This is a genomic window from Lysobacter sp. 05T417 (assembly GCF_056396405.1).
This window is the reverse complement of the sequence record NZ_JBFTLK010000003.1, coordinates 369,300-396,085: the sequence shown is the minus strand read 5'-3', so window position 1 is coordinate 396,085 and position 26,786 is coordinate 369,300. Positions and strand designations below refer to the sequence as shown.

Below are 26,786 nucleotides of genomic sequence, written 5' to 3'. Positions count from 1 at the left end.
AAGGCGCGAACAAACAGACCATGGCCGTCAGCCGCGACGGAACAGCAACGTCCAGCCTTGCTCCGCGGCCACGGAAGCGACCGACTGTCGCCAGCCGGCAGTCGTCGGGAACACCGCGGCCATGACCTGCTCAAGCCCGTCGAATCCGGGCTGGTCCAGGCTGATGCGGACGCTCTGGCCGCCACACGAGAACTCCAGGAAGGCCGCGTCTTTCGTGCGCGGGTCCGCTTCGTACGCGCGGATTTCGGCGACCGCCTGCCAGGCGACGAAGGCCGGGCCGACCGTGAAACCGAACGCCGTGACCACGATGGGTGGCTGGTCGGGCCTGGCTGTCCGCGCGAGGCGGTCCATCAGATTCGAGATGGTTCCCACGTGCCCTGGTCCCTGGCAGGCCCCGCAGCGGGGCATGCATTCGATGTTCTGGCCGCCGGCAGTGCGGCGTCAAGGGAACGGGTCAACTGAAACGGCGGCGGTCCGGGACCCTGCAACCACAACGGTCTAAACTCGGGCGGACTACAGACAGGAACGTCACCGCATGAGTCGCAACTTCCCCGGGGTTTCGCTGATTGGTGCGCCGACCGACGTCGGTGCCGGCCACCGCGGTGCACGCCTGGGCCCGGAGGCCCTGCGCATCGCCGGCATCGGCGAGGCGCTGGTCAAGCGTGGCGTCGATGTCATCGACCGGGGCAACCTCGACGGTCCGCGCAACCCGTGGCAGAAGCCGGTCGAGGGCTACCGCCACCTGGCCGAAGTGGTCGCTTGGAACCGGGCCGTGATGGATGCGGTCGGATCCGAGCTGGCCGATGGGCGCCTGCCGATCCTGCTCGGCGGCGATCATTGCCTGGGCCTGGGCTCGATCACCGCCGTGGCCCGGCATTGCCGCCAGGGCGGCAAGCAGCTGCGCGTGCTCTGGCTCGATGCGCACGCCGACTTCAACACCAGCCAGGTGACGCCGTCGGGCAACGTGCACGGCATGCCGGTGGCGTGCCTGTGCGGGCTCGGCCCGGATGCGCTGACCCAGCTGGGCGGGGAATCGCCGGCGCTGCGTCCGGACGAGATCCGCCAGATCGGCATCCGATCGGTTGACGAGGGCGAGAAGCGCCTGGTCCGGCAGTACGGTCTGGACGTGTACGACATGCGCTACATCGACGAGATCGGCATGAAGCGGGTCATGGAGGAGGCGCTGGAAGGCGTGGACGAGAACACCCACCTGCACGTCAGCTTCGACGTCGACTTCCTCGATCCCAGCATCGCCCCGGGCGTGGGCACCACCGTGCCGGGCGGGCCGAACTACCGCGAGGCGCAGCTGGTGATGGAGATGATCGCCGACACCGGCCGCATGGCCTCGCTCGACATCGTCGAACTCAACCCGATCATCGACAAGCGCAACCGCACCGCCCGCCTGGCGGTGGACCTGGTCGAGAGCCTGTTCGGCAAGTCGACCCTGATGCGCGACTGAGCCGCCCCAGGGCAACGGCGGCTGAACTGTGGCGGCCGTCGCCGCGCCGGAGCCCGCCGCCCGGATGCGGCGCCCGCGGCGCCATGCCATGCTTGCGCCATGACTGCCAACGTCCCCGGGGACCTGATGAAACGCTTTGCCGCAATGCTCCTGCTCGCCACTCTGTCGCTCGCCCTGCTCAGCGCCTGCAACACCATGGAAGGCCTCGGCAAGGACGTCAAAAAGCTCGGCCAGAAGGTCGAGGACAAGGCCAGCGGCTGAGGCATCGCGGCATCGCAAAGGCGATCGCTCCCTCGAAGGCCGGCATGTCCGGCCTTCGTGCCGTCTGCCTGGCGACGGCTGCCGCCCGATGGCTGCCGCCTGAATCGCAAGCCGGGGATTTCGCTCATGTCCACCTCGGCTTCACACCCCCTCACGTCAGATGGCTCCGCGGCACGCAGCCCGATTGCGTGCGCCTTGCTTCCCATTTAGCTGAGGAGATTTCCATGAAGCGTTTGATCGCCCTGATGCTGCTCGCCCTGTTCTCGATGGGCACCCTGACCGCCTGCAACACCGTGGCGGGCGCCGGCAAGGACGTGAAGGGAGCTGGTGAGAAGGTCGAAGATGCCGCGACGAATTGCAAGGACGGCAAGTGCTGATCGTCCGCTGCGATTGCCATCGCAATCGGTAAACAGGAAAGGCCGGAGCAATCCGGCCTTTTCTTTTTTGCAATGTTCGATGCGAGCGCGCGTCATGCGCGTTGCAAGATAACTCGCATTCACTGAAATCAATCTTCGGCTAACGCAATTGCGACCCCGTGCGAATGCACGCGTTGCGATGCTGTGCGTGCGGCATCTAAGCAGATGCGTCGCATCACCCGAACCGAGGATGAGTGATGAACAAAGACATCATTGCTGGCAAGTGGACTCAGATCAAAGGCCAGGCGCAGGCCCGTTGGGGCGACCTGACCGATGACGATTTCGCCGTCGCCGAAGGCAATGCCGAATATCTCGCCGGCAAGCTGCAGGAACGGTATGGCTGGGAGCGCGACCGCGCCCAGCAGGAAGTGCGTGACTTCGAGAAGACGCTGAACTAACTGGCAGTCCGTCGATCCACGCACGCGGTGCGCGCGCCGGGCGGTGCGGCTGAAGGCCGCAACCGGCGCGCGCCACGCCAGACCCACGCCAAACCCAGGGGCCGGCCGCAAGGCCGGTTCCTTTTTGCGTTTCACTGACCGCTGTAGTCCGGCGGATCGGCGACGAAACCCTGCGGGAATGCGCGCGGCCGCGAATCGGGCAGGTAACGCGGTCGCGACGGCAGCACACCGCGCGCGACCAGCGTCTGATAGTCGTCGTAACGCAGTTCGCTGACCTGCGTCGGCGTGCGGGTGGCGCGGACGAACTGGGTGTGGCTGGCCGGCGACCACTCGCGCTGGCCATGACCGGTGCCGATCGACTGCGCCGCCGCTTCGGCTTCGCGCGCCGCCGGCGCGGCGGCTTTCGCCGCATCGGCACGTTCCAGCCGGTCGAGCGTCTCACCGTGACGCCGTTCCTCCAGCGCGACGCCGGCTTCCTCGAACACCGCCACGCCGATCACGCCGACGTTGTCGGGCCGGCCGGTGCGCGCGGCGTAACTGTCGGGCAGGTCGGTGAATACGAACTGGGCGACCTGGTCGAGCGATTTGCGCCAGCCCTCGATCTCCATCGTCTGCCACGGTGCCAGGACATAGCCGGTCTGGGCGGGATGGGCGGTCTCGCCGCTGATGGCGTTGACGCCGTCGACCGACAGCACCACCAGCACGCGGCGGCCGCTGGTGTTGGCCAGGCGCACCGAATAGCGGTGGCCGGGCGTTCCGGCAATCCAGCGCTGGCCGCGATGGTGGACCGGTGACAGCCATTGGCCGCTGTCGCGATCGACCACTGCCAGGTCGACCGGCCCGCCACCGGCCACCGCGGTGGCGGCGACGGGCGCGGCAAAGGCGAGGGCCGCCGAGGCGGCAAGACAGGCAAGCAGGCAGGGCAGGGTGCGCAACATGGTCGGTGCTCCGGAAGGGACGCCGGGGTGAACGGACCAGTCGCGGCTGCGGGGTTGGGTACACTGTGGGGCCGTTTTCCCCGGCGTCAGCGTTCGATGAGCCTTACCCGCGTCCTCACCGGCATCACCACTTCCGGCACTCCGCACCTGGGCAACTACGTCGGTGCGATCCGCCCGGCCGTGGCCACCAGCCGCCAGGCCGGCGTGGAGAGCTTCTACTTCCTCGCCGACTACCACGCCCTGATCAAGGTGCAGGACCCGGCGCGCGTGCAGCGTTCGACGCTGGAGATCGCGGCCAGCTGGCTGGCCTGCGGCCTGGAGCCTGACAAGGTCTGGTTCTATCGCCAGAGCGACGTGCCGGAAGTGCAGGAGCTGAACTGGTTGCTGACCTGCGTGGCCAGCAAGGGCATCCTCAATCGCGCCCATGCATACAAGGCGTCGGTCGACAAGAACCGGGAGATCGGCGAGGACGACGACGCCGGCGTCAATGCCGGACTGTTCATGTACCCGGTGCTGATGGCCGCCGACATCCTGCTCTTCAACGCCAACAAGGTGCCGGTCGGCCGCGACCAGGTCCAGCACATAGAGATGGCACGCGACTTCGGCCAGCGCTTCAACCATCTCTACGGCGAACCGGTTGGCGAGGAGTTCTTTGCCCTGCCCGAGGCGGTGATCGAGGAGAACGTGGCGACGCTCCCCGGCCTCGACGGTCGCAAGATGAGCAAGAGCTACGACAACACGATCGCGTTGTTCGCCCCGCGCGACACGCTGAAGAAGTTGATCTACTCCATCGTCACCGATTCGCGCGCGCCCGGCGAAGCCAAGGACGCCGACACCTCCAACGTGTTCCAGCTCTACCAGGCGTTCGCGTCCGCGCAGGAAACCACGGCCATGCGCCAGGCCTTCGCCAATGGCATCGGCTGGGGCGAGGCCAAGGAGGCGCTGTTCGAACGCATCGACAGCGAAGTCGCGCCGCTGCGCGAAAAGTACGAGGACCTGATGGCGCGGCCGGCCGAAATCGAGGCAGTGCTGCGCGACGGCGCCAGCCGCCTGCGCGCGCGCCATGCGCAGCCGACGCTGGCGCGACTTCGCGAGGCGGTCGGCCTGCGCGACCTGTCGCGGACGAGCGATGGCGGCACGAAGAAGGCGCTGAAGACCTCGCTTCCGGTGTTCAAGCAGTACCGCGAGAAGGACGGCCGTTTCTACTTCAAGCTGGTCGATGGCGAGCGGCTGCTGCTGCAAAGCGCTGGTCACGAATCGGCGCGCACGGCAGGTCAGCTGATCGGCCGCCTGAAGCAGGAGGGCGGCGCCGCACTCCACGGCGCGGGCAATGCTGCCGTGCACCTGGGCGACGAACTGGTCGGACACCTGCACGACGGCGTGGAACTGGCAGAGGTGGTCGAGGCGCTGGCGCAGATGGTGGCCGAGGACGCATGAATCCCGCGGTCGAACTCAACCTGGCGCTGATCCTGTTCCTGCCGTGGTTTGCGATCCTGGGAGTGCTCTACTGGTTGTTCCCGCGACAGCCGCGGCATGCCGCGCGCAAGCTCTACGACACCGTTGCCCTGCTGCTGGCGGTGACCGCTTTCCTGCTCAGCATCTACTGGTCGCATGACCACGCCGACCCGGTCTATGGGCGGATGTGGCAGCAGATCCTCGCCACGGCGCTGGGCTATGGCGTGTTCCTGGCGGTGCTGACGGCTGCCTTCGTCGTGCGCAACGTGTGGTTTCGGCGCACGCGATGAGTGCCATTGCATGAGTGGCAACAGCGGCATCGTCACCATCGACACCGGCTTCCAGCGGCCGACCTTCGACGCGGCCTATCTGCTGGTGGAGAACGGTCGCGGCGCCTTCATCGATTGCGGCACGCAGCATTCGATCCCGGCGATGCTGGCGGCGCTGGAAGGGCAGGGACTGACGCCGTCCGACGTCGACTGGCTGATCCTGACCCATGTGCACCTGGATCACGCCGGCGGCGCGGGTGCGCTGATGCGCGAGCTGCCCAATGCGACGCTCGCCGTGCATCCGCGTGGCGCGCCACACATGATCGATCCGACGCGGCTGGTCGCAGGCGCGACCGCGGTCTATGGCGAAGAGGAGATCGCGCGCAGCTATGGCGACATCGTCCCGGTCGCGGCCGCGCACGTGCGCGTGCTGGCCGACGGCGACGTGATCGAGCTGGCCGGACGTGCGCTGCTGTGCATCGACACGCCCGGACATGCGCGCCATCATTTGTGCGTGTGGGATGAGCGCAGTCGCAGCTGGTTCACCGGCGACACGTTCGGCCTGTCGTACCGCGAGTTCGACGATGCGCTGGGCGCGCCGTTCGTGATCCCGACGACCTCGCCGGTGCAGTTCGAGCCCGAGCCGTTGAAGGCATCGATCCGCAGGATGCTGGCGAAGATGCCCGACGCGATGCATCTCACCCATTACGGACGCGTGGGCGATGTCGCGCGACTGGCCGGGGATCTGATCGCGCAGATCGACGCGATGGTCGCACTGGCGCGCGCTGCAGACGGCCATGACGACCGTCATGCGCGACTGGTCGCAGCGCTGACGGACCTCTATGTCGAACGCGCCCAAGCCCACGGTGCACCCCTGGCAGCGGCCGAAGTGGCGCGGCTGCTGGAGATCGACATCGAGCTGAACGCCCAGGGCCTGGAAGTGTGGCTCGACCGCGATACGGCCTGATCCCTGTTCAGAAATTAAGGCGTTCAGCTGAATGGCTTAACGGCCGCGTCGGATCCATGCAGCTGTGGCCTGCGTCACAGGTCCCGCGGCCGCGGGGGAGTAGCCTGAGCCGCCTTTCAGCACCGCCCTGATGTCCGCCGTCCGAGCCCTCCCTCCGCCACTGCCAGACGAAGCTCCGCGCCAGGCGGCGCTGGATGCCTATGCAGTCGTGGACACGGTGCCGGAGCAGGCCTACGACGACATCGTGCGCCTGGCCGTGACCCTGTGCGACGTGCCCGCCGCGGCGATATCGCTGATCGATCACGACCGGCAATGGTTCAAGGCGCAGATCGGTCTCGACGCCAGGCAGACGCCTCGCCATGAAGCGATCTGCGATCGCGCAATCGAGATGCCGGATCGCACGCTGGTGATCGAGGATCTGGCCGCGCAGACCGCATACCCGCGTCCGAACCTGCGCATCGGCAATGCGCCGCTCCGCTTCTATGCCGGCGCGCCGTTGCTGAGTCCGGATGGCCACGCCATCGGCACCGTCTGCGTACTCGACACGCGCCCGCGTCGCCTGACCCGTGCGCAACGCGAAGGCCTGGAAGTGCTCGCCCGCCAGACCCAGCACCTGCTCGAGCTGCGGCGCTATGCGCTGGAGCAGCGCCGGCTGCTGTCCGAGCGCGAAGCGTTCGCGCAACGTCTCGAAGACGCCCGTGCCGACCTGCAGCGCCGCAATGACCAGCTCCAGCACAGCGCCACCCACGACGCACTGACTGGCCTGCTCAACCGCGCCGCGCTCGCGCAGCTGCGCGACAATCCGGAGGCGATGCTGCAGCTGCAGAAGTCGCCTTACACGCTGATGCTGCTCGACGTCGATCACTTCAAGGACGTCAACGATCGCCATGGCCATCTGTTGGGCGATCGCGCGCTGCGCGCCGTCGCCGATGCCGTGGCGGCGTCGATCCGCCACGGCGACGTGGCCGTTCGCTACGGCGGCGAAGAGTTCCTGATCCTGCTGCCGGACACACGCCTGGAAAGCGCGTCGCAGGTGGCCGAGCGCATCCGCCTGCGCCTGTCGCAGGCGGCGCTGCCGTTTGCCTTGACGGTGTCGATCGGCATGGCCGCCGGCGAGCCGACGCGGGACTGGTCCGAGCAGGTGTTCGATCGTGCCGACCAGGCGCTCTACCGTGCCAAGGCCCGCGGCCGCAATTGCGTGGTCGCCGACGACACGCAGCTGCACGGCATCTGAAGGCTCATTCCCACGTGGTCGGCGTCATGCCGATCTCGGGGTGATGCATCTTCACCACGCAGAAGCGTTGCCCGGTTGGAGCTTCCATCACCCACCAGCGTTTGACGAAGGCGATCTTCTTCGCGCCGAGTTTTTCCAGGCGCGCGGCCTCGGCGTCGATATCGTCCGATTCGATGTCCAGGTGCACGCGCGAGGCATGGTCGACCTTCTGCACTTCGATATGCATCCCGTCGCGCGTATCGCCGAACTGGACGTAGGTGCCAGGCACGTCGCCAGCATCCGGATCGGCGATGCTGGCGCCCAGCGCCTGGCACCAGAACCTCGCCGCGGGAGCGAGGTCGTCGGTCTGGCAATCGATGATGAAGCCGGCAAGGCGACTGCGATGGGCCACGGATGTTTCCTTAGTTGGGAAGGGCCATGTCGTCCAGCAGCGCCTTGAGGAAGCGCGCGGCTTCGCCGCCGGTGCAGGCGCGGTGGTCGAAGGTTAGCGAGATCGGCATGCGGCGGTGCACTTCGATGCCGCCGATCACCGCGACCACGTCGTGGCTGAGCTTGCCGGCGCCGACGATCGCCACGCACGGCGGCACGACCACCGGGGTCGCGTAACGGCCGGCGAACATGCCGAAGTTGGACAGCGAGATCGTGTAGCCGCTGAGCTCGCTGGCCGGCAGCGAACGCTCCTCGACCTGGGCGCGCAGGCGCTGGATCGCCATGCGCACGCTGGCGCCATCGAGCATGTCGGCATTGCGCAGCGCCGGCACGAACAGGCCGTCGTCGGTGTCGACCGCGATGCCGATGTCGACGTGCGGGTGCAGGGTGCGGCTGAGGTTGTCGCCATCGAACCAGGCGTTGAGCGCCGGCACGGCCTTGCAGGCGGCGACCATCGCCCGCACCAGGCGCGCGGTGATGTCCTGCTTGCCGATCCAGGCGTGCAGGTCGGCGTCGTCGCACAGCGTGGTCGGCACGACCTTGGCGTGCGCATCGGCCATCACCCGCGCCATGTTGCGGCGCACGCCCTTGAGCTGCTCGGGCTGGCCGCTGGCGCTCACGCCCGGCGGCTGCGTGCGGACCGGCTTGCCGGCCTGGGACAGGGTGCTGCGCGCAGGTGCCCCCTCTCCCGCCTGCGGGAGAGGGCTGGGGTGAGGGCCAGCGGGAGAGCGGAGCGGAGCGGCCGAACCATCGGCTGCAGCACGCTTGACGTCGTCCATGGTCACCACGCTGTCGGCGCCGGTTGCGCGCACGCGGGTGAGGTCGACGCCGAGCTTGCGCGCCAGTGCGCGCACGGCCGGCATCGCCTTGACCCCACCGACGGCGATGGCCTGTTCGCTGCGGACCGCGTCGGAACTCTGCATGGCGCCAACCACGGTGCCGGCGTCGTCGCGCTTGCTCTCGGCCTGCGGTGCGGCTTCGCCGGTGCTGATCGTGCCGCCATCGTCGGAGGCGACCACCTTGTCGCCTTCATCAGGGGCGTGGCTGCCGGCGCCGTGGTGGTGGCCGGTGTCCTGGCCCTCGGCACGCTGCGGCATCGACGGATCGATCTCGAATTCGGCCAGCATCTTGCCGGTGATGATCACGTCGCCCGGGCCACCGGCGAGCCTGATCACCTTGCCCGACACCGGCGAAGGCACCTCGACCACGGCCTTGGCGGTCTCCATCGACACCAGGTTGTCGTCGAGGCGGATCGTGTCGCCTTCCTTCACGAACCACTCGACGATGGTCGCGTCGGGCAGGCCCTCGCCGAGGTCGGGAAGGAAGAAGGTCTTCTTGCTCATACGGTGTCGTCCCTAAGGTCTTGTCACTTGGGTGAGGCAATGTCGGGTGGCAACGCGGCGGGCCGCGTCAAGTCGGAATTCCCGGATCCATGCATTGTTGCGCGCGGCCGGTTCGCCGGCGTCGTTCATGCGTCTTCGCCTTCGTCGTCGTCGAGTACTTCCAGCGCCCGCGCCGGGATCCAGCCCTGGCGGCCGAGGGCGTTCTCGGCCCACCACCACTGCGCCAGTTCGTAGTGCAGGGTGACGATCTCGTCGGCCTGCGCATCGAGCTCGCGCGTGTCGTATGTCCGACAGCGCATTGGCCGTGCCCTGCTCGTTGTCGAACAGGGCAACAGGCACCCAGCCGCCATGGCCTTCGGCGATCGTGGTCCAGACGAATTGCGGCCAGTCGCGGTCGCGTTCGCCCAGCGTCACCGCCTCACCGCGTGCGATCCGGATCGCCGGGCGATCCGGTGCGCGATGGGCGACGACGACGCGGGCGTGGCGCATGCTCGACCCGTGTCCTCAGCTGGCCGCGACGGTGCGCTTGGCCGCGGCCACGATCCGCTCGACGCTGGGCAGGTACTTCATTTCCAGGCGGAACAGCGGAATGTGCGTGTCGTAGCCGGTGACGCGCTCGACCGGAGCGACCAGGTCGAACATCGACTCCTCGGCCAGGCGCGCGGCGATCTCGGCGCCGAAACCGGCGGTCTTCGGTGCTTCGTGCACGATCACACAGCGCCCGGTGCGGCTGACCGATTCGGCGATGGTGGCGAAGTCGAGCGGTCGCAGCGTGGCCACGTCGATGACCTCGGCGCTTATGCCCTGCGCGGCCAGCTTCTCGGCGGCCTCGAGCGTCTCCTTCACCTGCGCGCCCCAGGTCACCAGGGTCACGTCGGTGCCGTCACGCAGCACGTAGCACACGTCCAGCGGCAAGGCCTCGCCGTCGTCGGGCACCACTTCCTTGTACTGGCGATAGATGCGCTTGGGCTCCATGAAGATCACCGGATCCGGTTCGCGGATAGCGGCAAGCAGCAGGCCGTAGGCACGCGCCGGCGACGACGGCATGACCACCCGCAGCCCCGGTACGTTGGTGAAGATCGATTCGTTGGCTTCGCTGTGGTGCTCTGGCGCGCGGATGCCACCGCCCCACGGCACGCGCAGCACCATCGGGCAGGTCAGGCGGCCGCGGGTGCGGTACCGGAAGCGCGCGGCGTGGCAGATGATGTGGTCGACCATCGGGTAGACGAAGCCGTCGAACTGCGACTCGGCCACCGGTTTCATGCCCTGTGCGGCGAGGCCGACGGTGAGGCCGGCAATGGTGGTTTCGTCGAGCGGCGTGTCGAGCACGCGCTCCGGGCCGAACTGCTGCTGCAGGCCGGCGGTGGCGCGGAACACACCGCCATTGACGCCGACGTCCTCGCCCAGCACCAGCACGGTGTCGTCGGCGCGCATCTCGTAGGCCAGTGCCTGGGTGATCGCCTCGATCAGGGTGATCGCGGTTGGCGTTGCCGGAGCCTTGGCCATGGCAGTCGTCCCCTTTGTTGCGCCGCTCTTGATGGGGTCCTCGACGCTCATCAGCGACCCTCCTGCGCCAGCGCGTACGCGCGCTGTGTGGCGACGTCGGGCGGCATGTCGGCATAGAGGTAATCGAACATCGCCTCGACCGGCTGCACCGGCGTTTCCAGGTAGGCGTTGATCTCGACGTCGACGCGCTTGCCGCATTCCTCGGCCCAGGCCTTCTCCTCGGCCTCGCTCCACAGGCCCTGCGCGGTCAGCCAGGTGCGCAGGCGCGTGATCGGCTCGCGCGTCCACGCCGACTTGACCTCGTCGTCGTTGCGGTAGCGGCGGGCGTCGTCAGCGGTGGTGTGGTCGTGCAGGCGGTAGGTCATGAACTCGATCACGCTTCCGCCTTCGCCGCTGCGGGCGCGCTCGCTGGCGCGGCGCATGCCTTCCATCACGGCGATGATGTCGTTGCCGTCGACCTGCAGGCAGTGCAGGCCACCGGCCAGGCCCTTCTGCGCGAGCGTCTGGGCGCCGGTCTGCGCCGAGCGCGGCACCGAGATCGCCCAGCCGTTGTTGATCACGCACAGCACCAGCGGCAGCTGGTAGGCGCCGGCGGAGTTGAGCGCGGCATAGAAGTCGGTCTTCGAGGAACCACCATCGCCACAGCAGGCCACGGCCAGCTGCTTCTGCTTGCGCAGCTTGAACGCCAGCGCGGCGCCGGCGGCATGCAGGCATTGCGTGGAGATCGGCACGCACCAGGAGAAGTCTTTCTTCGGGCCCGAAAAGTCGTTGCCGCGTTCGTCGCCGCCCCAGTACAGCAGCACTTCGCGCGGCAGCACTCCGCGCATGAACTGCGCGCCGTACTCGCGGTAGCTCGGTGCGAACACGTCGTCGGGCTGCATGGAGGCGCCGATGCCGATATGGGTGGCTTCGTGGCCCAGGCAACTGGCGTAGGTGCCCAGCTTGCCGGTGCGCTGCAGGGCAATGGCCTTGGTGTCGAAGGTACGCACGAACAGCATCTGCTTGAACAGCGGCAGCAGTGCCTTGGCGTCGCGGAAGGCGGGCGGAAGCTCCGCCACCAGCGTGCCGTCCGGGCCGAGGTATTGCAGGTATTCGATTTCGAAGGTCGCGGCGACCGTCATCGCAGAGGTCCTGGAGGATGTGTGACTGGGAGTCCGAATCGGCCGCGTTCCGGATCCAGTGCCGGCGCATCACCGCATCGGGTGGCTGGGCCCGGAAGACGCACCGGGCCTGGCTCCGCGGCGTCTGGGTGGCCCCGAACACAGGCCTGGCCGACGCGCTTTCGCAAAGATCATAACCAACGCGGTGTTAAGGGCCGTTGCGCGCTGCGGCATGAAACTTTGCTGGAAAACGGGTATGCGACGCCGCCCGACGTTCCCGGACGGCGGGGTATGGCGGCTCGTGCCGAAGGGGCGGGCGGCGCCGATGAGGTACCCTTTTGACCCCTCAGCCGGCATCAGCTCCGGCCACAACGAGCCTGCAATGACGGTCGAAAAGAACGAGCGCGAACTGGAATCCGGCATCCATACCGACCTGTCCGGGCGTATGAGCTATTCGGGCTACCTGCAGCTGGACACGCTGCTGTCGGCACAGCAACGCCTGTCCAATCCGCCGCACCATGACGAGCTGCTGTTCATCGTCCAGCACCAGGTCGCCGAGCTGTGGATGAAGCTGATGATCCACGAGCTCAAGGCCGCCATCGCGCACCTTCGCGCCGACCGCCTCGGCGAATGCCAGAAGATCTTCTCGCGCTGCAAGAACATCCTGCGCCAGCTGACCGAGATGTGGTCGGTGCTGGAGACGCTGACGCCGTCGGAGTACATGGAGTTCCGCGAGATCCTCGGTCCGTCGTCGGGGTTCCAGTCGCTGCAGTACCGCACCATCGAATTCCTGCTGGGCAACAAGAACGCGGCGATGCTCAAGGTGTTCGCCCACGACGCCAAGGCCGAGGCCAGCCTGCGCGAAGTGCTGGAAGCGCCGAGCCTGTACGACGAGGCGCTGCGCTACCTGGCCCGCCACGGTCACGCGGTGCCGGCGCGACACCTGGAGCGCGACTGGTCGCACGCGCACGTGGCCGACCCGGAGCTGCTGCCGGTGTTCGAGCGCATCTACGAAGACACCGATGCCGACTGGCAGGCCTACCACCTGTGCGAGGACCTGGTCGACCTGGAGAGCCAGTTCCAGCTGTGGCGCTTCCGCCACATGCGCACGGTGATGCGCATCATCGGCTTCAAGCGCGGCACCGGCGGTTCCAGCGGAGTGGGGTTCCTCAAGCAGGCGCTGGAGCTGACCTTCTTCCCGGAACTGTTCGACGTGCGCACGATGATTGGCGGCGGCAGCAGCTACGGTTCTCCGCCGGCCTGAGGTCGAACGCTGCGGAGGCGCCAAGCCGCCTGCCGCAAACTGCTACCGCTATTCAGGTTTAATGGTGCGCTGCAGCACGTTCCTGCCAGATTTCACACAGGTTTGACGTGACCCCCCTCAGCCGGTAAATCTCCCCGGTCCCGCGCCAGCCGGCGTGGGCTGCTCCATTCTGTATTCGTCCATTCAGTATCGATCCACAGGGGACACCGCATGAGCGGAACCGCTACACCTACGGCCGGCCAGGCCGCGCCCATTCCGCCGTTCAAGCAGACCTTGGGCCACCCCAAGCCGCTGTGGATGCTCTTCATGACGGAGTTCTGGGAGCGCTTCGCGTTCTACGGCATCCGCTGGGCACTGGTGCTGTACATCGTCGCCCAGTTCTACAGTGGCGATGCCACGGGTGAAGCCCCGGCCAACCGCGTCTACGGCGCCTACCTGGCGCTGGTGTACGCCGCGGCCATCTTTGGCGGCTACATCGCCGACCGGGTCCTGGGCTACCAGCGGTCGATCCTGCTCGGCGCGGTGATCATGGCCGCGGGCCTTTTCATGATCGCCCTGCCAAACGAGGCGATCTTCAAGCTCGGCCTGGCCACGATCGTGGTCGGCAACGGCCTGTTCAAGCCGAACATCTCCACGATGGTGGGCAAGCTCTACAGCCCCACCGACGAACGCCGCGACTCGGGCTTCACCATCTTCTACATGGGCATCAACCTGGGCGCGATGCTGGCGCCGCTGCTGACCCAGTACCTGGCGCGCAAGATCTTCGGCACCGACACCATGCCGGCCTACAAGGTCGTGTTCATGGCCGCAGGCGTGGGCATGCTGATCAGCCTGGTGTGGTTCTGGTTCGGTCGTCGTGGCCTGGAAGGCATCGGCCGCCCGCCGGTGAACGGCGAGGACAAGCGCAAGGTCCTGTACGTGCTGATCGGCGCACTGTTCGCCATCCCAGTCGTGTACTTCCTGCTGGCCATGGGCGCCGGCGCGCTGCAGGGCGTGCTCACCGTGATGTTCCTGGGCCTGTGCGGCATGCTGCTGGTGGAGGCCTTCCGTGGAGGCGCCGTCCAGCGCGACCGCTGCATCGCGATGCTGATCATCTTCACCTTCAACATCCTGTTCTGGATGTTCTTCGAGCAGGCGGGCAGTTCCTTCACCTTCCTTGCCGACAAGATCGTCGACCGCGACATCTTCAGCGGCGGCCTGGCCGACATCGTGTACTCGATGAGCGGCGAGCGCGTCTTCCCGACCGCCTGGTTCCAGAGCGTCAACTCGGTGGCGATCATCACCATGGCGCCGCTGATCGCCTGGATCTGGGTGAAGCTCGGTCGCGCCAACCCGTCGATCCCGCGCAAGTTCGGCCTGGGCCTGATCTTCAATGGCCTGGCATTCCTCCTGCTGATGGTCGCGCTGTCCAAGCTGGTCACGGCCGCCGGCCTGATCCCGTTCTGGACGCTGTTCGCCGTGTACTGGATCCAGTCGATCGGCGAGCTGTGCCTGTCGCCGATCGGCCTGTCGATGGTGACCAAGCTGGCACCGCTGCGCCTGGTCGGCTTCGGCATGGGCGGCTGGTTCCTCTCGACCGGCATCGGCAACAACCTGTCGGGCATCTTCGCCGGCGTGGTCAGCGGCGAAGGCGGCATGACCAAGGCCTCGGCCCTGAGCGGCTACACCTTCGGCTTCTGGGCGCTGCTCGGTGCCGGCGTGCTGCTGTTCCTGATCGCACCGCTGGTGCAGAAGCTGATGCATGGAGTGAAGTGACGCATCGGCCGGTCCGCGCTCCACGCGGACCGCTTTGCCGATGCGTCATCCCGACGAAAGTCGGGTCCTGCTTCCATGACGGACCATTGAACTGCACCCGCGTAAGGTAGGGCCCTTCGCTCCGCCGGACCCCCGACATGCCGCAGCCGTCCCTGCTGACCCGCGCCGAAAGCAGCGACTACACCTACACGTCGCGCCACGCCGACGTCATGGCTTTCATCGACGCGCTGGCTGCGCGCAACGACCCGCGCCTGCATGTCGCCGATTTCGGCCAGACACCGGAAGGCCGCACCCTGCCGCTGCTGGTGCTGTCGGCGACCGGCGTCACCACGCCGGAACAGGCCAGACAGCTCGGCCTGCCGGTGGTGCTGGTGATGTGCGGCATCCATGCCGGCGAAGTCGAGGGCAAGGAGGCCGGGCTGATGTACGTGCGCGATCTGCTCGACGGCGCCCATGGCGACGTGCTCGCGCGCATCACGCTGTTGCTGGTGCCGCTGTTCAACGCCGACGGCAACGAACGCATCGACCCGGAGAACCGCCGGCTCGACATCGCCCACTTCACCGGCCAGCTCGGCCCGGACAGCGGCGTCGGCACGCGCGTGAATGCCGCCGGCATCAACCTCAACCGCGACTACATGCGCCAGGATGCGGCGGAGATGCGCCTGCTGCAGACGCGCGTGATGCATCCGTGGAACCCGCACCTGAGCATCGACTGCCACGCCACCAATGGCTCGATCCACCGCTTCGATCTCACCTACGACATTCCGCACACGATCCTGAGCGGGCGCAGCGAGCCGATCGAGTACATGCGCCAGCACCTGTTGCCGGCGGTGACCGCGGCGGTGAAGGAGAACGACGGCCGCGACACCTTCTACTACGGCAACTTCCTGCGCGACGAAGGTGGCCAGGGCAGCGGCTGGATCACCTATACCCACCACCCGCGCTTCGGCGGCAATTACCGCGGCCTGTGCAACCGCCTCGACCTGCTGCTGGAAACCTACGCCTACATCAGTTTCGAACAGCGGGTGCTGACCACTTATGGTTTCGTTCGCGAGACCCTGGCCTACGTGGCGGAGAACGGGGCGCAGATCGTGCAGCTGCTCGACAACTGCGAGATGCCGCCGGACGAGATCGCGGTGCGCTATCGCCTGGAGCCGTTCGAGGACGTCGAAGTCGAAGTGCTCACGCGTGCGCCGTACATGCTGGAAGGCGAGCCGATCAGTGTGAAGGTGCCCTATATCGGCCGCTTCGTCGGCGAGCAGGTGGTGCGCAGGCCGCTGGCGTACGCGGTGCCGGGCGACATCGCAGCGCGTCTGGAAGGCCACGGACTGGTGATCGAGTGGGCACCGGTCCCGCCTCAGCTCGATGCGGAAATCGCCACGGTGACCGCGCATGATTCATCTGTGGGGCGCGAGATCCTCGAGGCCGATGCAACGCCATTGCTGGCGGTGGAGTACAAGCGCGAGAAGCGACCGTTGCCCCAGGGGTGGGCGATCGTTCGCACCGAACAGCAGCGCGGTGCGGTCGCGGTGTATCTGTGCGAGGCCGGGAGCGATGACGGGCTGCTGGCTTGCGGCTGGATCTGGGAGCCGGAAGTGGGCAGCGAGTTTCCGGCGTGGCGGGTGATTGCGATCGAGCACGGGTGAGTCGAACCACCGTTAGCATTGTGCGCAGCCCCCACCACCGTTCGTCCTGAGCGTAGGCGCGGAGCGTCGGAGTCGAAGGATCCACCGCGTATCACACGCGTCAGGCTGCCCTTCGACTTCGCGCCTGCGGCGCTACGCTCAGGGCGAACGGAGTTGTGGGGTGGCCAGCGAGGCGCTGCCACTACGGCGCCGGCAACTCCGAGTCCGCCCGCAGCTCCAGCTCATCCAGACGATCCAGCAACCGGAACAGCAACGCCCGCTCGGTATCGTCGATGCCCTGCAACAGGCGGCGCTCGAACTGCAGGGCCAGCGGCGCGACCTCGTCGTAGATCCCATAGCCCGCTTCGGACAGGCGCAGCACCGAGCGGCGGCGATCGTCGCCGTGGATTTCGCGCTGCAGCCGGCCGGCATCGAGCAAGCGCGCCACCGCGCGGCTGACGGCGACCTTGTCCATCGCCGTGCGCTGGGCGACCTCGTTGGCCGACAGGTCCGGGTAGCGCCCCAGCACGGCCATGACCCGCCACTCGGTAATGCTCAGGGCGAAGCGCTCGGTGTAGATGCGCGCGATCGTGCCGCTGACGCGGTTGCTCAGCACCGACAGGCGATAGGGCAGGAAATGCTCGAGGTCGAGCTGGGCGTGATCGGACCCTGCCTCGGGGCGGGTCGGACGCTGAACGGGCGTGCGGTCGTTCATTTGCTGCAATGGGCCTTGATTATGGTTTCAATTGAAACTATAACGGCCTCTTCCGATCCAGGCCGTCCCCAGCGGACGTCGCCGCTACCTGAGAACAATGCCATGAATGCGCAGCCCAACCTCGGCATGCAGGTCACCACGTTCGAGAACCCGCTCGGCATCGACGGTTTCGAGTTCGTCGAATTCGCCGCCCCGGCCGGCCAGGGCGAGCTCCTGCACGACTACTTCCGCAAGCTCGGCTTCACCGCCGTGCTGCACCACAAGACGCGGCCGATCACGGTGTACCGCCAGGGCGGGGTGAACTTCCTGGTCAACGAGGACCCGGACAGCTTCGCCGCCGATTTCGCCGCCAAGCACGGCCCGAGCGCCTGCGGCTTCGCGATCCGCTTCAAGAAGCCGGGCGCGGACGTGTTCGCCGCGGTCGTCGGCAACGGCGGCGAAGCGATCACCGACAAGGCCGACAGCCGCGCCGTCGATGCCCCGGTGGTGAAGGGCATCGGCGACTGCATGCTGTACCTGGTCGACCGCTACGGCAGCGCCGGTTCGATGTACGAAGACGACTACCTGCCGGTGCAGGGCGCCGAGCAGGACCCGAAGGGTTTCGGCCTGACCTTCATCGACCACCTGACCCACAACCTGTACTTCGGCAACATGCAGCAGTGGTCGGACTACTACGAGCGTCTGTTCAACTTCCGCGAGATCCGCTACTTCGACATCAAGGGCGCCAAGACCGGCCTGGTGTCGAAGGCGATGACCGCGCCGGACGGCATCGTCCGCATCCCGCTCAACGAATCGTCGGATCCCAAGTCGCAGATCAACGAATACCTCGACGCCTACAAGGGCGAGGGCATCCAGCACATCGCCTGCTTCACCGACAACATCTACGACACGGTCGAAGCGATGCGTGAGCAGGGCGTGCAGTTCCTCGACACGCCCGAGACCTACTTCGACGTCATCGACCAGCGCGTGCCCAACCACGGTGAAGACGTGCCGCGCCTGGCGCGCAACAAGATCCTGATCGACGCCGACCAGGAAACCCACCAGCGCAAGCTGCTGCAGATCTTCACCCAGAACGCGATCGGCCCGATCTTCTTCGAGATCATCCAGCGCAAGGGCAACGAAGGCTTCGGCGAGGGCAACTTCCAGGCGCTGTTCGAGAGCATCGAGCGCGACCAGATGCGCCGCGGCGTGCTGTAAGGTCCACACCAGCCCTCACCCAACCCCTTTCCCGCGAGCGGGGGAGGGGCTTCAACAAAGCGACGCCTGCATGACCACCCGCAGCAACGGCTACCAATCCGGTTTCGGCAACGATTTCGCCAGCGAGGCGGTAGCCGGCTCGCTGCCGCACGGGCGCAACTCGCCACAGCGGGTGGCGCACGGCCTGTATGCCGAGCAGCTGTCGGGCACGGCGTTCACTGCGCCGCGCCACGCCAACCGCCGCAGCTGGCTGTACCGGATCCGCCCGGCGGCGATGCATGGCACTTTCGCTGCGTACGAGCAGCCGCGCTTGCACAACGACTTCGGCGATGGCCCGGTGCCACCGGACCAGCTGCGCTGGAGTCCGTTGCCGATGCCGCAGCAGCCGGTCGATTTCGTCGACGGGCTGTTCACCATGGCCGGCAATGGTTCGCCGGCCGCGCAGCATGGTGTTGGCATCCATCTGTATGCCGCCAACCGCGACATGCAGGGCCGCTATTTCTACGACGCCGATGGCGAGTTGCTGATCGTGCCGCAACAAGGTCGCCTGCACATCGCCACCGAGTTGGGCGTGCTCGAGGTGGAGCCGCAGCAGATCGCGGTGATCCCGCGTGGCGTGCGCTTCGCGGTGTCGCTGCCCGACGGCGAGGCGCGTGGCTACGTCTGCGAGAACTTCGGCGCGATGCTGCAACTGCCCGACCTCGGCCCGATCGGCAGCAACGGCCTGGCCAATTCGCGCGACTTCCTCACTCCGAACGCCGCCTACGAAGAGGTCGATGGCGCGTTCGAACTGATCGCCAAGTTCCAGGGTCACCTGTGGCGCGCCGAGATCGGCCATTCGCCGCTCGACGTGGTTGCCTGGCACGGCAACTACGCGCCGTACCAGTACGACCTGCGCCGCTTCAACGCGATCGGCTCGATCAGCTTCGACCACCCCGACCCGAGCATCTTCCTGGTGCTGCATTCGCCCAGCGACACGGCCGGCACCAGCAACCTGGACTTCGTCATCTTCCCGCCGCGCTGGCTGGTGGCGCAGGACACGTTCCGGCCGCCGTGGTTCCACCGCAACATCGCCAGCGAGTTCATGGGCCTGGTGCACGGCGCCTACGACGCCAAGGCCGAAGGGTTCTCGCCCGGCGGCGCCTCGCTGCACAACTCGATGAGCGGGCACGGGCCGGACGCAGCGACGTTCGAAAAGGCCAGCGCCGCCGACCTCGCCCGGCCGGATGTGATCGCCGACACAATGGCGTTCATGTTCGAGACGCGTGCCGTGATCCGGCCGACGCTGCAGGCGCTGGACGCCGCGCACCGCCAGCGCGACTACCAGGCGTGCTGGACTGGCCTGAAGAAGCACTTCACCGCGAAGTGAGCACCGCGGTGTCGCGGCGCACCTATGCGCTGCGTTCACGGCGGCGGGGTAGTCTGCCCCACTGCCTTTGCGCGCCCGTGGGGTTGTGTCGTGAAGTGGTTGTTGTTCCTGGCCGTGACCAGCCTGTGTGCGTGCGCCGAGCGAGCGACCAATGTGCCGCCCGCATTGGGCACGGGTTCGTCGCCACTTGGCGCCGTCGCACCCGCGCCTGCATCGACCACGACGCCCTCAACCACGGCGGTTGGATTTGGTGGCTTCGCGACGGCGCCGTTCGGTGCCGGCCAGGAGCAGGTGCGCATGGCCTGGGGCTCCGATCTTGGCGACGAGAAACCGCAGCAGCCGGGAGGCTGTTACTACCTGCTGCCACAACCGCGCACCGCCAAGGGTTATCGCATCGCCTTCATGATCGAGCAGGACCGCTTCGCGCGCATCGACGTCGACGCCATCGACATCACTGCGCCCGGCGGCGGCAAGGTTGGCATGAGCACGCAGGACATCGACACGCTGTATGCCGGGCGCGTGCAGAAACAGCCGCACAAGTACGTCGAAGGTGGCCAGTATCTGCGCGTTGCCGATAACGGCGGCGGGCCGGGCGTGCTGGTGTTCGAAACCGGTGCCACGGGCCGGGTCAGCTCCTGGCGCGTGGGTGTATCGCCGCAAATTGATTATGTCGAAGGGTGTTCCTGAGACGCATTGCTGGACGCGGACAGGGACTGTGGGCATAGAATCGACGAGTGAATCGTCTTGTCACCGGGGGGGATGGGCGCGATGTTCGATGCCATGGGCTGGTTCGTATTGGGTCTGGTGCTGCTGGCACTGGGCGGTGACTCCATCGTCAAGGGTGCGTCCGGACTGGCGCAGCGCATCGGCGCCTCGCCGTTCGTCGCAGGCCTGGTGCTGGTTGCGTTCGGCACATCGCTGCCGGAACTGGCGGTCAATCTCCAGGCGATCCTGCGCGGGCAGCCGGCACTGGCGCTGGGCAACGCGGTGGGCAGCAACGTCGCCAACTTTGGACTGACCCTGGGCGCTGCCGCGCTGGTGTCGCCGGTGGTGCTGCGCTGGCGCGCGCTGTCGCCGATGCTGTTGATGCTGCTGGCCGGCACCGTGGCGGTGGTGATCATGGGCCTGGACGGCGTGCTTTCGCGCGTCGACGGGATCGTGCTGCTGCTTGCCTTCGTCGGCGTGGTGGCATTCGCAGCGGCGCGCACGCGCCGGGAGTCGCCGGAACTGCAGGACGCCATCGCGGCGTTCGCGCGGACCAGCAACGACCTGGGCCTCAATCTCCTGCGCTTCGCCATCGCCGCGGTGCTGCTGTATTTCGGCTCCAGGCTCGTCGTCAACAGCGCGCCGACCCTGGGCGAAGGCCTGGGCATGGCGCCGTTGCTGACCGGCCTGCTGCCGGTGGCGATCGGCACGGCGCTGCCTGAAGTCGCCGCTGCCATTGCCGCTGCACGACGCGGCCAGGGCGACATCGTCGCCGGTCACGTGATCGGTGCGAGTCTGTTCAACCTGCTGGTGGTGGTGGGTGGCATGGCCGCCATCGACGGCTCGCTGGCCTTGCCCGAGTCGTTCGTCCGCTTCGAACTGCCCGCCGCCGGCGTGTTCGCATTGATGCTCTACCCGATGCTGCGCGGCGACCTGCGCGTGAGCAAGAACGAAGGCGCGGCGCTGATGATCGCCTTCCTCGCCTGGGTGGCTTTCGAGATGCTGATCATGCGGGCATGACGGTCCCTGCACCCGCGGTCGATATACTTCCGCGATGAACGAATCAGCCCATGGCCACCCCCGGCCTGCCAGTTCGCCGCGCGGACTGCGCGCCCTGAGCGAATTCTTCCGCCTCGAAGCGGCCGGCGGCATCATGCTGATCGCCGCGGCGGTGCTGGCGATGATCGCGGCCAACTCGCCGATGGCCGCTGCCTACGACGCGTTCCGCGACATGCCCGTCGATGTGCGCGTGGGCGGATTCGAGATCGCCAAGCCGTTGCTGTTGTGGATCAACGACGGCCTGATGGCGATCTTCTTCCTGCTGGTCGCGCTGGAGATCAAACGCGAATCGCTGAGCGGCCAGCTCGCCAGCCGCGAGCAACTGGTCCTGCCGATGGTCTGCGCCCTCGCCGGCGTGGCCGTGCCGGCCCTGTTGTTCACCGCTTTCAACCATGGCAACGCCGAAGCCATGCGCGGCTGGGCGGTGCCGACAGCGACCGACATCGCCTTCGCGCTGGGCGTGCTGGCCCTGCTCGGCTCGCGCGTGCCCAGCGGCATGAAGCTGCTGCTGTCGACGATCGCGGTGGTGGATGACCTGATCGCCATCGTCATCATTGCGCTGTTCTATTCGCACGGCATGTCGATGGTGGCCCTGGCGTGGGCGGGCGCGGCGATTGCCGGCATGTTCCTGCTCAACCGCCGTGGCGTCAGGAAACTGGCGCCGTACCTGCTGCTGGGCGTGGTGCTGTGGGTGTGCGTGCTCAAGTCGGGCGTGCACGCCACGCTGGCCGGCGTGGTCACCGGCCTGATGATCCCGCACGTCGACCGCACGAACGCCGTCGACGACGAAGTCGAACATTCGCCGCTGGAAACGCTCGAGCACGCGCTGCATCCCTGGGTGGCCTACGCGATCCTGCCGCTGTTCGCATTCGTCAACGCCGGCCTGGTCCTGGGCGGGCTGAGCGTGGACGACATGCTGTCGCCTTTGCCGATTGGCGTGGTGATCGGACTGTTCGTAGGCAAGCCGGTCGGAATAGTGGCGGCAGCGCTGCTGATGCGCGCGCTGGGCTGGGCGCGATTCCCCGACGGCATGGACCTGCGCGCGATGCTCGGCCTGGGCGTGATGTGCGGCATCGGTTTCACCATGAGCCTGTTCATTGGTTCGCTGGCCTATCGCGACCCCATGCTTTACGAAGAGGCGGTGCTGGGTGTGTTGCTGGCGTCGCTGGTGTCGGCGCTGGTCGGCTATGGCTGGTTGCGCATCACGCTGCCCGACCGCGCCAGGGCGGGTGCCTGATCGATGAGGCACGCACTGGTATTCGGCGCCAGCGGGCAGATCGGCTATCCGTTGCTGGGATTGCTCAACCGCGATGGCTGGCGCGTGACCGCGGTGTCGCGTACCGCGCAATCCGACGAGCCGGGCCTGCACTGGCTGCGCGGTGACCTGGGCCGTGCCGATGGCCTGCCCGGGCGGGTCGATGCGATCTACAGCTGCGGGCCGCTCGATGCATTCGCGCAGTGGTACGGCACCTCACCCATCGAGGCGGCGCGGGTGGTCGCATTCGGCTCGACCAGCATCGAGGTCAAGCGTGGCTCGGCCGACGCCGAAGAGCGCGATGTAGCCCGGCGCCTGCGCGAAGGCGAGCAGCGGCTGTTTGCGTCGGCCAGCGAACGTGGCGCTGCCGCCACCGTGCTCAGGCCGACGCTGGTGTACGGCGCCGGCCGCGATGCGACCCTGACGCGCATCGCCCACCTGGCGCGGCGCTGGCGGCGATTTCCGCTGCCACGCGGTGCCAGTGGCCTGCGCCAGCCGGTGCATGTCGATGACCTGGCGGCCGCCGCGTTCGCGTGCCATGGCGCCGCTGCCACGCACGGCCAGGCCTACGCGCTGCCAGGTGGCGAAACGCTCAGCTACCGCGACATGGTCGCGCGCGTGCTTGCCTGCCTGCAGCCGCCGGCAAGCCTGGTCGAACTGCCATCGCCGCTGTTCAACCTGTCGCTGCTGGTGGCGCAGATGACCGGTCGCGCGACCGGCATGGGCGAAGCGGCGGTGCGGCGCATGCGCAGCGACCTGGTGTTCGATGCGACGCCGGCGCAGCGCGATTTCGGCTATTCGGCACGCGTGTTCCGTCCGCGCGCCGACATGTTCGAAGCGCGCGACGACGAGGCGTGATTCCTACAGCTCTTCGGCCATCGCGACCGGGCGCGACTTGCGCAGGGCGCGCAGCGCGATCAGCAGGACACCGCCGAGCACCATCGCCCCGCCCAGCAGCAGGCGCGGACCGGGGCGGTCGCCCCAGTACGCCACGCCCAGGGCGATGGCCAGCACCGGCACCAGCAACAGCCACGGCGTGACCTGCGCGACGGGGTAGCGCTGCACCAGAACGTAGTACAGGCCGTGGCCGAGCAGCGATGAGACGAACGCGGCGTAGGCGGCGCCGGCCCAGGCGACCGCGCTGACATGCGGCAGCTGCGCAATGGCGCCCGGTTCGAGCCAGGCGCTGATCGCGATCAGCGGCAGCACGCTGAACACCGCGGTCCAGCCCTGCTGGCTGAATACATCCAGGCCGCGCAGGCCCTTCATCAATACCGTGCCGATCGCCAGGAACGCGGCAGAGATCAGCATCAGCACCAGCGCCATCGGCCGGTCCAGCACGATCGGATCGAAGCCCAGCACCAGCACGCCGGCGAAGCTCACCGCGATGGCCAGGCCGGTGCGCCAGGCGAAACGCTCACCCAGCCACCACCACGCCAGCAGTGTCGTCATCGGCACGTAGCTCTGCATCACGATCGCCGGCGACGACAGGTCGCCGGCAAGCTTGAGCGCGGTGAAGCTCAGGCCGAAGTGCAGCACGCCGATGCACAGGCACACCGCCACCAGGCGCGGCCATTGCCCAGGCGCCGGCCGCTTGAGCAGCCAGACCAGCGGCAGCGCGAGCAGGGCGAAGCGCAGGGCGGTGAACAGGAACGGCGGAATCTCGCGCATCGCCAGCGCCGAGGTCAGGAAATTGACCGCCCAGGCGACAACGACAAGCAGGACGAGGACGAGATCGCGTCGGGTCATGCCTGTTCCATCATTCCTGCGAATAAAACCCGTCATTCCCGCGAAGGCGGGCACCCAGCGACTTTTCTCTCGGGTTGGCGCGAAGATCCGCGACACTGGGTCCCCGCCTTCGCGGGGATGACGGGTCTCGGAGGGCCTTGGGGTTGCCGATCAGTACGCCCAGCCCAGCTTGCGATACAGCTTGGCCAGCACCCACGCCGGCCCGATCAGCAGGTAGCGCAGGTCGGTGAAGAAGCTCGGGCGCTTGCCTTCGAACAGCTTGCTGTGGCCGACGAACTGGCCGATCCAGGCGACGACGAACACACCCACGCCGAGCCAAAGCAGCGTCGTGGTGCCGTAGCTGTCGTGGATCCAGCGCGTGAGCAGGCCCAGCAGCACATAGATGAAAGCCATGCCCAGGCCGAGCGCACGCGAGGCGCGGTAGTAGAACAGGACGCTGGCGAGCATCGCCAGCCCGGCCCAGAAGCCGGCGCGGAACCACGTGCCCGGCGCGGGAATGCACCACAGCAGCGCGATCACGCTCCACAGGATCGCCGGTACGCAGATCACATGGATGAGCTGGTTGGTGCTGTTGCGATGGTCGCCGGAGTAGTTGGCGAACCATTGGTCGATCTGGCGTTGCGATGACCCGGTCGTCGAGTCGGCTGCGGTGTTCATGGCGTCCCTCCCAGGCGCGCTCGGCCGACGCTCAATGCGGGGCCGAATGGGAGAATAGCTGGATCACGCGCACGCCGGCCACGATCGCGACCACTCAGGCCGCGATTGCGCCAGCCAGGCAAGGCAGGCGCCGGGAGGCCAGGCTCAGCCGACCGTGCTGGCCGGCTCGGCTTGGTCGACGCTGATGCCGGCCAGTTTCTGCAGCGCCTCGGCGTACTTGGCGCGGGTGCGCTCAATCACCGGTGCCGGCAGCTTCGGACCGGGCGGGGTCTTGTCCCAGTCGAGCGTTTCCAGGTAGTCGCGCACGAACTGCTTGTCGTAGCTCGGCGGGCTGGTGCCCACCTCGTACTGGTCGGCAGGCCAGTAGCGCGACGAGTCCGGCGTGAGCACTTCGTCCATCACGTACAGGTGGCCATCGGCATCCAGGCCGAACTCGAACTTGGTGTCGGCCAGGATGATGCCGCGCTGCGCGGCGTAGTCGCGGGCGAACTTGTACAGGCGCAGCGTGGCGTCGCGGACCTGCTCGGCGAGATCGGCGCCGACCGTGCGCACGGCGGTGTCGAAGTCGATGTTCTCGTCGTGGTCGCCGACAGCGGCCTTGGTCGACGGGGTGAAGATCGGCTCGGGCAGCATCTGCGCCTGGCGCAGGCCGTCGGGCAGGGCGATGCCGCTGACGCGACCGGTGCGCTGGTAGTCCTTCCAGCCGCTGCCGATGAGATAGCCGCGGGCGATGCACTCGATCGGAACCGGCTTCAGGCGTCGCGTCACCACCGCGCGTTTGGCGTACAGCGCGGCGTCGACACCGGCCGGCAGCACCGACGCGACGTCGATGCCGGTGAGATGGTTGCGGATGATGTGCTCGGTCTTGCCGAACCAGAAGTTGCTGATCTGGCAGAGCATCTCGCCCTTGCCCGGGATCGGGTCGGGCAGGACCACGTCGAAGGCGGAGAGGCGATCGGTGGCGACCATCAGCAGGCATTCGCCGGCACCGGCGGGCAGGCGCTCGGCAGGCAGGTCGAACACGTCGCGGACCTTGCCGCGGTGGCGCAGGTTCAGGCCGGGCAGATCGGATTGGAGCAGTGTCGTGGACAACGCGAAAACCCTCAGGATATGCACGAAGGCCCCGCCGCACGCTCGCCTTGACTCGGGTGTCCTCGCTGTCCAGGACCAGGCGGATCGCGCGCGTGCGCGACAGGGCCGGCCAGTGTACGCCGGCTTGGCGCGGCGTGCAGGTACACTGGCGTCCGCTCTGGACACGCGTCCGGGAAGGCGGCCGCCGGGGCCGCGTGGAGGACGATGAAACGCTGGTACGGCAAGTTGTTGGGCTTCTTCGCCGGAGCCGCCCTGTTCCGCACCAACCCGCTGTTCGGCGCCCTGGTCGGGCTGCTGATCGGGCATGCCTTCGATATCGACTGGTTCAGGCTGCGCCGGGACAACCCGTATGCCGCCCTGGGCCTGACCTCCGACGCCACCGATGCCGAGATCGACCGGGCCTACCGGCGGCTGATGTCGCAGTACCACCCGGACCGCGTGGCCGGCGCCGCCGCCGAGCTGCGCCAGCAGGCCGAAACCAAGGCGCGCGAGATCAACCAGGCCTACGACCGCATCAAGACCCTGCGCCAGCGCAGGTGACGCCTTTCCCGCTACCAAGCCTTCCCCCG

At 67.5% G+C, this 26,786-nt stretch carries 29 protein-coding genes; 18 read left to right on the top strand and 11 right to left on the bottom strand.

Features of this window, described 5'->3' with window-relative positions:
- Positions 1-27 precede the first annotated feature (27 nt).
- The gene (locus AC1DER_RS07800; protein ID WP_477246836.1) at positions 28-351 is read right to left on the bottom strand and encodes a hypothetical protein; all 324 of its coding nucleotides are present in this window, start codon (positions 349-351) and stop codon (positions 28-30) included.
- A gap of 184 nt (positions 352-535) precedes the next feature.
- On the opposite strand from AC1DER_RS07800, the gene rocF reads away from it, so the two are divergent.
- The 4 genes from rocF (at position 536) to AC1DER_RS07780 (ending at position 2,534) form a co-directional block, all read left to right on the top strand.
- A complete protein-coding gene (gene rocF, locus AC1DER_RS07795; protein ID WP_477246838.1) occupies positions 536-1,459 on the top strand; it encodes an arginase in 924 nt (307 codons plus the stop codon).
- Positions 1,460-1,558: 99 nt separating this feature from the next.
- Positions 1,559-1,720: an entericidin A/B family lipoprotein gene (locus AC1DER_RS07790; protein WP_477246840.1), complete on the top strand. Its 162-nt coding sequence runs from the start codon at positions 1,559-1,561 to the stop codon at positions 1,718-1,720.
- Positions 1,721-1,944: 224 nt separating this feature from the next.
- Positions 1,945-2,097 (top strand): entericidin A/B family lipoprotein, encoded by a 153-nt coding sequence (locus AC1DER_RS07785; protein ID WP_441816898.1) that lies wholly within the window; start codon positions 1,945-1,947, stop codon positions 2,095-2,097.
- Between the two features lie 236 nt (positions 2,098-2,333).
- Positions 2,334-2,534, top strand: coding sequence for a CsbD family protein (locus AC1DER_RS07780; protein WP_200606993.1), 201 nt, complete (start codon positions 2,334-2,336; stop codon positions 2,532-2,534).
- Positions 2,535-2,665: 131 nt separating this feature from the next.
- Here the strand turns inward: AC1DER_RS07780 and AC1DER_RS07775 are convergent, their stop codons facing one another.
- The gene (locus AC1DER_RS07775) at positions 2,666-3,472 is read right to left on the bottom strand and encodes a hypothetical protein (protein ID WP_477246843.1); all 807 of its coding nucleotides are present in this window, start codon (positions 3,470-3,472) and stop codon (positions 2,666-2,668) included.
- A 96-nt stretch (positions 3,473-3,568) separates the two neighbouring features.
- Here AC1DER_RS07775 and AC1DER_RS07770 point away from each other — a divergent pair, with 96 nt between their 5' ends.
- The 4 genes from AC1DER_RS07770 to AC1DER_RS07755 all read left to right on the top strand — a co-directional run bounded on the left by AC1DER_RS07770 (position 3,569) and on the right by AC1DER_RS07755 (position 7,397).
- Positions 3,569-4,909 (top strand): tryptophan--tRNA ligase, encoded by a 1,341-nt coding sequence (locus tag AC1DER_RS07770; protein ID WP_477246845.1) that lies wholly within the window; start codon positions 3,569-3,571, stop codon positions 4,907-4,909.
- Positions 4,906-5,217, top strand: coding sequence for a hypothetical protein (locus tag AC1DER_RS07765; RefSeq protein WP_477246847.1), 312 nt, complete (start codon positions 4,906-4,908; stop codon positions 5,215-5,217). Before AC1DER_RS07770 ends, AC1DER_RS07765 begins: the two co-directional genes overlap by 4 nt.
- A 10-nt stretch (positions 5,218-5,227) precedes the next feature.
- Positions 5,228-6,163, top strand: a complete 936-nt coding sequence (locus tag AC1DER_RS07760) for an MBL fold metallo-hydrolase (protein ID WP_477246849.1) — start codon at positions 5,228-5,230, stop codon at positions 6,161-6,163.
- 130 nt (positions 6,164-6,293) lie between these two features.
- On the top strand, positions 6,294-7,397 hold the full coding sequence (locus AC1DER_RS07755) for a GGDEF domain-containing protein (protein WP_441816893.1): 1,104 nt from the start codon (positions 6,294-6,296) through the stop codon (positions 7,395-7,397).
- A 4-nt stretch (positions 7,398-7,401) separates the two neighbouring features.
- On the opposite strand, the gene AC1DER_RS07750 is transcribed toward AC1DER_RS07755, so the two are convergent.
- From AC1DER_RS07750 to pdhA, 5 genes are all read right to left on the bottom strand, one after another.
- Entirely contained in the window at positions 7,402-7,788 is a 387-nt protein-coding gene (locus AC1DER_RS07750; protein ID WP_477246851.1) for a VOC family protein, read from the bottom strand.
- 10 nt (positions 7,789-7,798) lie between these two features.
- Entirely contained in the window at positions 7,799-9,169 is a 1,371-nt protein-coding gene (locus tag AC1DER_RS07745; protein ID WP_477246853.1) for a dihydrolipoamide acetyltransferase family protein, read from the bottom strand.
- 125 nt (positions 9,170-9,294) lie between these two features.
- Positions 9,295-9,468, bottom strand: a complete 174-nt coding sequence (locus AC1DER_RS07740) for an SH3 domain-containing protein (protein WP_477246855.1) — start codon at positions 9,466-9,468, stop codon at positions 9,295-9,297.
- 205 nt (positions 9,469-9,673) lie between these two features.
- Complete coding sequence (locus tag AC1DER_RS07735; RefSeq protein ID WP_441816889.1) at positions 9,674-10,726, bottom strand: alpha-ketoacid dehydrogenase subunit beta; 1,053 nt, start codon at positions 10,724-10,726, stop codon at positions 9,674-9,676.
- On the bottom strand, positions 10,726-11,796 hold the full coding sequence (pdhA, locus tag AC1DER_RS07730) for a pyruvate dehydrogenase (acetyl-transferring) E1 component subunit alpha (protein ID WP_477246857.1): 1,071 nt from the start codon (positions 11,794-11,796) through the stop codon (positions 10,726-10,728). The genes AC1DER_RS07735 and pdhA overlap by 1 nt, the downstream gene beginning before the upstream one ends.
- 361 nt (positions 11,797-12,157) lie before the next feature.
- Between pdhA and AC1DER_RS07725 the strand changes: the two genes are divergently transcribed.
- The 3 genes from AC1DER_RS07725 to AC1DER_RS07715 all read left to right on the top strand — a co-directional run bounded on the left by AC1DER_RS07725 (position 12,158) and on the right by AC1DER_RS07715 (position 16,440).
- Entirely contained in the window at positions 12,158-13,039 is an 882-nt protein-coding gene (locus AC1DER_RS07725) for a tryptophan 2,3-dioxygenase (RefSeq protein ID WP_477246859.1), read from the top strand.
- Positions 13,040-13,249: 210 nt separating this feature from the next.
- Positions 13,250-14,794 (top strand): peptide MFS transporter, encoded by a 1,545-nt coding sequence (locus AC1DER_RS07720; RefSeq protein ID WP_477246861.1) that lies wholly within the window; start codon positions 13,250-13,252, stop codon positions 14,792-14,794.
- A 137-nt stretch (positions 14,795-14,931) separates the two neighbouring features.
- Positions 14,932-16,440 carry a M14 family metallopeptidase gene (locus AC1DER_RS07715; RefSeq protein WP_477246863.1) on the top strand — a complete coding sequence of 503 codons (1,509 nt, stop codon included), beginning with the start codon at positions 14,932-14,934 and terminating at the stop codon, positions 16,438-16,440.
- A 181-nt stretch (positions 16,441-16,621) separates the two neighbouring features.
- On the opposite strand, the gene AC1DER_RS07710 is transcribed toward AC1DER_RS07715, so the two are convergent.
- The gene (locus AC1DER_RS07710; protein ID WP_441816884.1) at positions 16,622-17,134 is read right to left on the bottom strand and encodes a MarR family winged helix-turn-helix transcriptional regulator; all 513 of its coding nucleotides are present in this window, start codon (positions 17,132-17,134) and stop codon (positions 16,622-16,624) included.
- A gap of 102 nt (positions 17,135-17,236) precedes the next feature.
- Here AC1DER_RS07710 and hppD point away from each other — a divergent pair, with 102 nt between their 5' ends.
- The 6 genes from hppD (at position 17,237) to AC1DER_RS07680 (ending at position 23,577) form a co-directional block, all read left to right on the top strand.
- Positions 17,237-18,331, top strand: a complete 1,095-nt coding sequence (gene hppD / locus AC1DER_RS07705; protein WP_477246866.1) for a 4-hydroxyphenylpyruvate dioxygenase — start codon at positions 17,237-17,239, stop codon at positions 18,329-18,331.
- A 70-nt stretch (positions 18,332-18,401) separates the two neighbouring features.
- Positions 18,402-19,700, top strand: a complete 1,299-nt coding sequence (gene hmgA, locus AC1DER_RS07700) for a homogentisate 1,2-dioxygenase (protein ID WP_477246868.1) — start codon at positions 18,402-18,404, stop codon at positions 19,698-19,700.
- A gap of 297 nt (positions 19,701-19,997) precedes the next feature.
- Positions 19,998-20,387, top strand: coding sequence for a hypothetical protein (locus AC1DER_RS07695; RefSeq protein WP_477357816.1), 390 nt, complete (start codon positions 19,998-20,000; stop codon positions 20,385-20,387).
- An 81-nt stretch (positions 20,388-20,468) separates the two neighbouring features.
- A complete protein-coding gene (locus AC1DER_RS07690) occupies positions 20,469-21,425 on the top strand; it encodes a sodium:calcium antiporter (protein ID WP_441816880.1) in 957 nt (318 codons plus the stop codon).
- Positions 21,426-21,459: 34 nt separating this feature from the next.
- A complete protein-coding gene (nhaA, locus tag AC1DER_RS07685) occupies positions 21,460-22,701 on the top strand; it encodes a Na+/H+ antiporter NhaA (RefSeq protein WP_477246873.1) in 1,242 nt (413 codons plus the stop codon).
- 3 nt (positions 22,702-22,704) lie between these two features.
- Positions 22,705-23,577, top strand: coding sequence for an NAD-dependent epimerase/dehydratase family protein (locus AC1DER_RS07680; protein WP_477246875.1), 873 nt, complete (start codon positions 22,705-22,707; stop codon positions 23,575-23,577).
- Between the two features lie 3 nt (positions 23,578-23,580).
- On the opposite strand, the gene AC1DER_RS07675 is transcribed toward AC1DER_RS07680, so the two are convergent.
- The 3 genes from AC1DER_RS07675 to AC1DER_RS07665 all read right to left on the bottom strand — a co-directional run bounded on the left by AC1DER_RS07675 (position 23,581) and on the right by AC1DER_RS07665 (position 26,217).
- Positions 23,581-24,468 carry a DMT family transporter gene (locus AC1DER_RS07675; protein WP_477246877.1) on the bottom strand — a complete coding sequence of 296 codons (888 nt, stop codon included), beginning with the start codon at positions 24,466-24,468 and terminating at the stop codon, positions 23,581-23,583.
- A gap of 150 nt (positions 24,469-24,618) precedes the next feature.
- Complete coding sequence (locus tag AC1DER_RS07670; protein WP_441816876.1) at positions 24,619-25,125, bottom strand: Mpo1 family 2-hydroxy fatty acid dioxygenase; 507 nt, start codon at positions 25,123-25,125, stop codon at positions 24,619-24,621.
- 144 nt (positions 25,126-25,269) lie between these two features.
- Positions 25,270-26,217, bottom strand: coding sequence for a phosphoribosylaminoimidazolesuccinocarboxamide synthase (locus tag AC1DER_RS07665; protein WP_477246879.1), 948 nt, complete (start codon positions 26,215-26,217; stop codon positions 25,270-25,272).
- A gap of 204 nt (positions 26,218-26,421) precedes the next feature.
- Between AC1DER_RS07665 and AC1DER_RS07660 the strand changes: the two genes are divergently transcribed.
- On the top strand, positions 26,422-26,757 hold the full coding sequence (locus AC1DER_RS07660) for a J domain-containing protein (protein WP_477246881.1): 336 nt from the start codon (positions 26,422-26,424) through the stop codon (positions 26,755-26,757).
- Positions 26,758-26,786 lie beyond the last annotated feature (29 nt).

Bases quoted from the DNA above. Each gene is read 5' to 3' on its own strand.
- AC1DER_RS07800 (WP_477246836.1), bottom strand. From the start codon at position 351: ATGGACCGCCTCGCGCGGACAGCCAGGCCCGACCAGCCACCCATCGTG.
- rocF (WP_477246838.1), top strand. From the start codon at position 536: ATGAGTCGCAACTTCCCCGGGGTTTCGCTGATTGGTGCGCCGACCGAC.
- AC1DER_RS07790 (WP_477246840.1), top strand. From the start codon at position 1,559: ATGACTGCCAACGTCCCCGGGGACCTGATGAAACGCTTTGCCGCAATG.
- AC1DER_RS07785 (WP_441816898.1), top strand. From the start codon at position 1,945: ATGAAGCGTTTGATCGCCCTGATGCTGCTCGCCCTGTTCTCGATGGGC.
- AC1DER_RS07780 (WP_200606993.1), top strand. From the start codon at position 2,334: ATGAACAAAGACATCATTGCTGGCAAGTGGACTCAGATCAAAGGCCAG.
- AC1DER_RS07775 (WP_477246843.1), bottom strand. From the start codon at position 3,472: ATGTTGCGCACCCTGCCCTGCCTGCTTGCCTGTCTTGCCGCCTCGGCG.
- AC1DER_RS07770 (WP_477246845.1), top strand. From the start codon at position 3,569: ATGAGCCTTACCCGCGTCCTCACCGGCATCACCACTTCCGGCACTCCG.
- AC1DER_RS07765 (WP_477246847.1), top strand. From the start codon at position 4,906: ATGAATCCCGCGGTCGAACTCAACCTGGCGCTGATCCTGTTCCTGCCG.
- AC1DER_RS07760 (WP_477246849.1), top strand. From the start codon at position 5,228: ATGAGTGGCAACAGCGGCATCGTCACCATCGACACCGGCTTCCAGCGG.
- AC1DER_RS07755 (WP_441816893.1), top strand. From the start codon at position 6,294: ATGTCCGCCGTCCGAGCCCTCCCTCCGCCACTGCCAGACGAAGCTCCG.
- AC1DER_RS07745 (WP_477246853.1), bottom strand. From the start codon at position 9,169: ATGAGCAAGAAGACCTTCTTCCTTCCCGACCTCGGCGAGGGCCTGCCC.
- AC1DER_RS07740 (WP_477246855.1), bottom strand. From the start codon at position 9,468: ATGCGCTGTCGGACATACGACACGCGCGAGCTCGATGCGCAGGCCGAC.
- AC1DER_RS07735 (WP_441816889.1), bottom strand. From the start codon at position 10,726: ATGAGCGTCGAGGACCCCATCAAGAGCGGCGCAACAAAGGGGACGACT.
- pdhA (WP_477246857.1), bottom strand. From the start codon at position 11,796: ATGACGGTCGCCGCGACCTTCGAAATCGAATACCTGCAATACCTCGGC.
- AC1DER_RS07725 (WP_477246859.1), top strand. From the start codon at position 12,158: ATGACGGTCGAAAAGAACGAGCGCGAACTGGAATCCGGCATCCATACC.
- AC1DER_RS07720 (WP_477246861.1), top strand. From the start codon at position 13,250: ATGAGCGGAACCGCTACACCTACGGCCGGCCAGGCCGCGCCCATTCCG.
- AC1DER_RS07715 (WP_477246863.1), top strand. From the start codon at position 14,932: ATGCCGCAGCCGTCCCTGCTGACCCGCGCCGAAAGCAGCGACTACACC.
- AC1DER_RS07710 (WP_441816884.1), bottom strand. From the start codon at position 17,134: ATGAACGACCGCACGCCCGTTCAGCGTCCGACCCGCCCCGAGGCAGGG.
- hppD (WP_477246866.1), top strand. From the start codon at position 17,237: ATGAATGCGCAGCCCAACCTCGGCATGCAGGTCACCACGTTCGAGAAC.
- hmgA (WP_477246868.1), top strand. From the start codon at position 18,402: ATGACCACCCGCAGCAACGGCTACCAATCCGGTTTCGGCAACGATTTC.
- AC1DER_RS07695 (WP_477357816.1), top strand. From the start codon at position 19,998: ATGGCCTGGGGCTCCGATCTTGGCGACGAGAAACCGCAGCAGCCGGGA.
- AC1DER_RS07690 (WP_441816880.1), top strand. From the start codon at position 20,469: ATGTTCGATGCCATGGGCTGGTTCGTATTGGGTCTGGTGCTGCTGGCA.
- nhaA (WP_477246873.1), top strand. From the start codon at position 21,460: ATGAACGAATCAGCCCATGGCCACCCCCGGCCTGCCAGTTCGCCGCGC.
- AC1DER_RS07680 (WP_477246875.1), top strand. From the start codon at position 22,705: ATGAGGCACGCACTGGTATTCGGCGCCAGCGGGCAGATCGGCTATCCG.
- AC1DER_RS07675 (WP_477246877.1), bottom strand. From the start codon at position 24,468: ATGACCCGACGCGATCTCGTCCTCGTCCTGCTTGTCGTTGTCGCCTGG.
- AC1DER_RS07670 (WP_441816876.1), bottom strand. From the start codon at position 25,125: ATGAACACCGCAGCCGACTCGACGACCGGGTCATCGCAACGCCAGATC.
- AC1DER_RS07660 (WP_477246881.1), top strand. From the start codon at position 26,422: ATGAAACGCTGGTACGGCAAGTTGTTGGGCTTCTTCGCCGGAGCCGCC.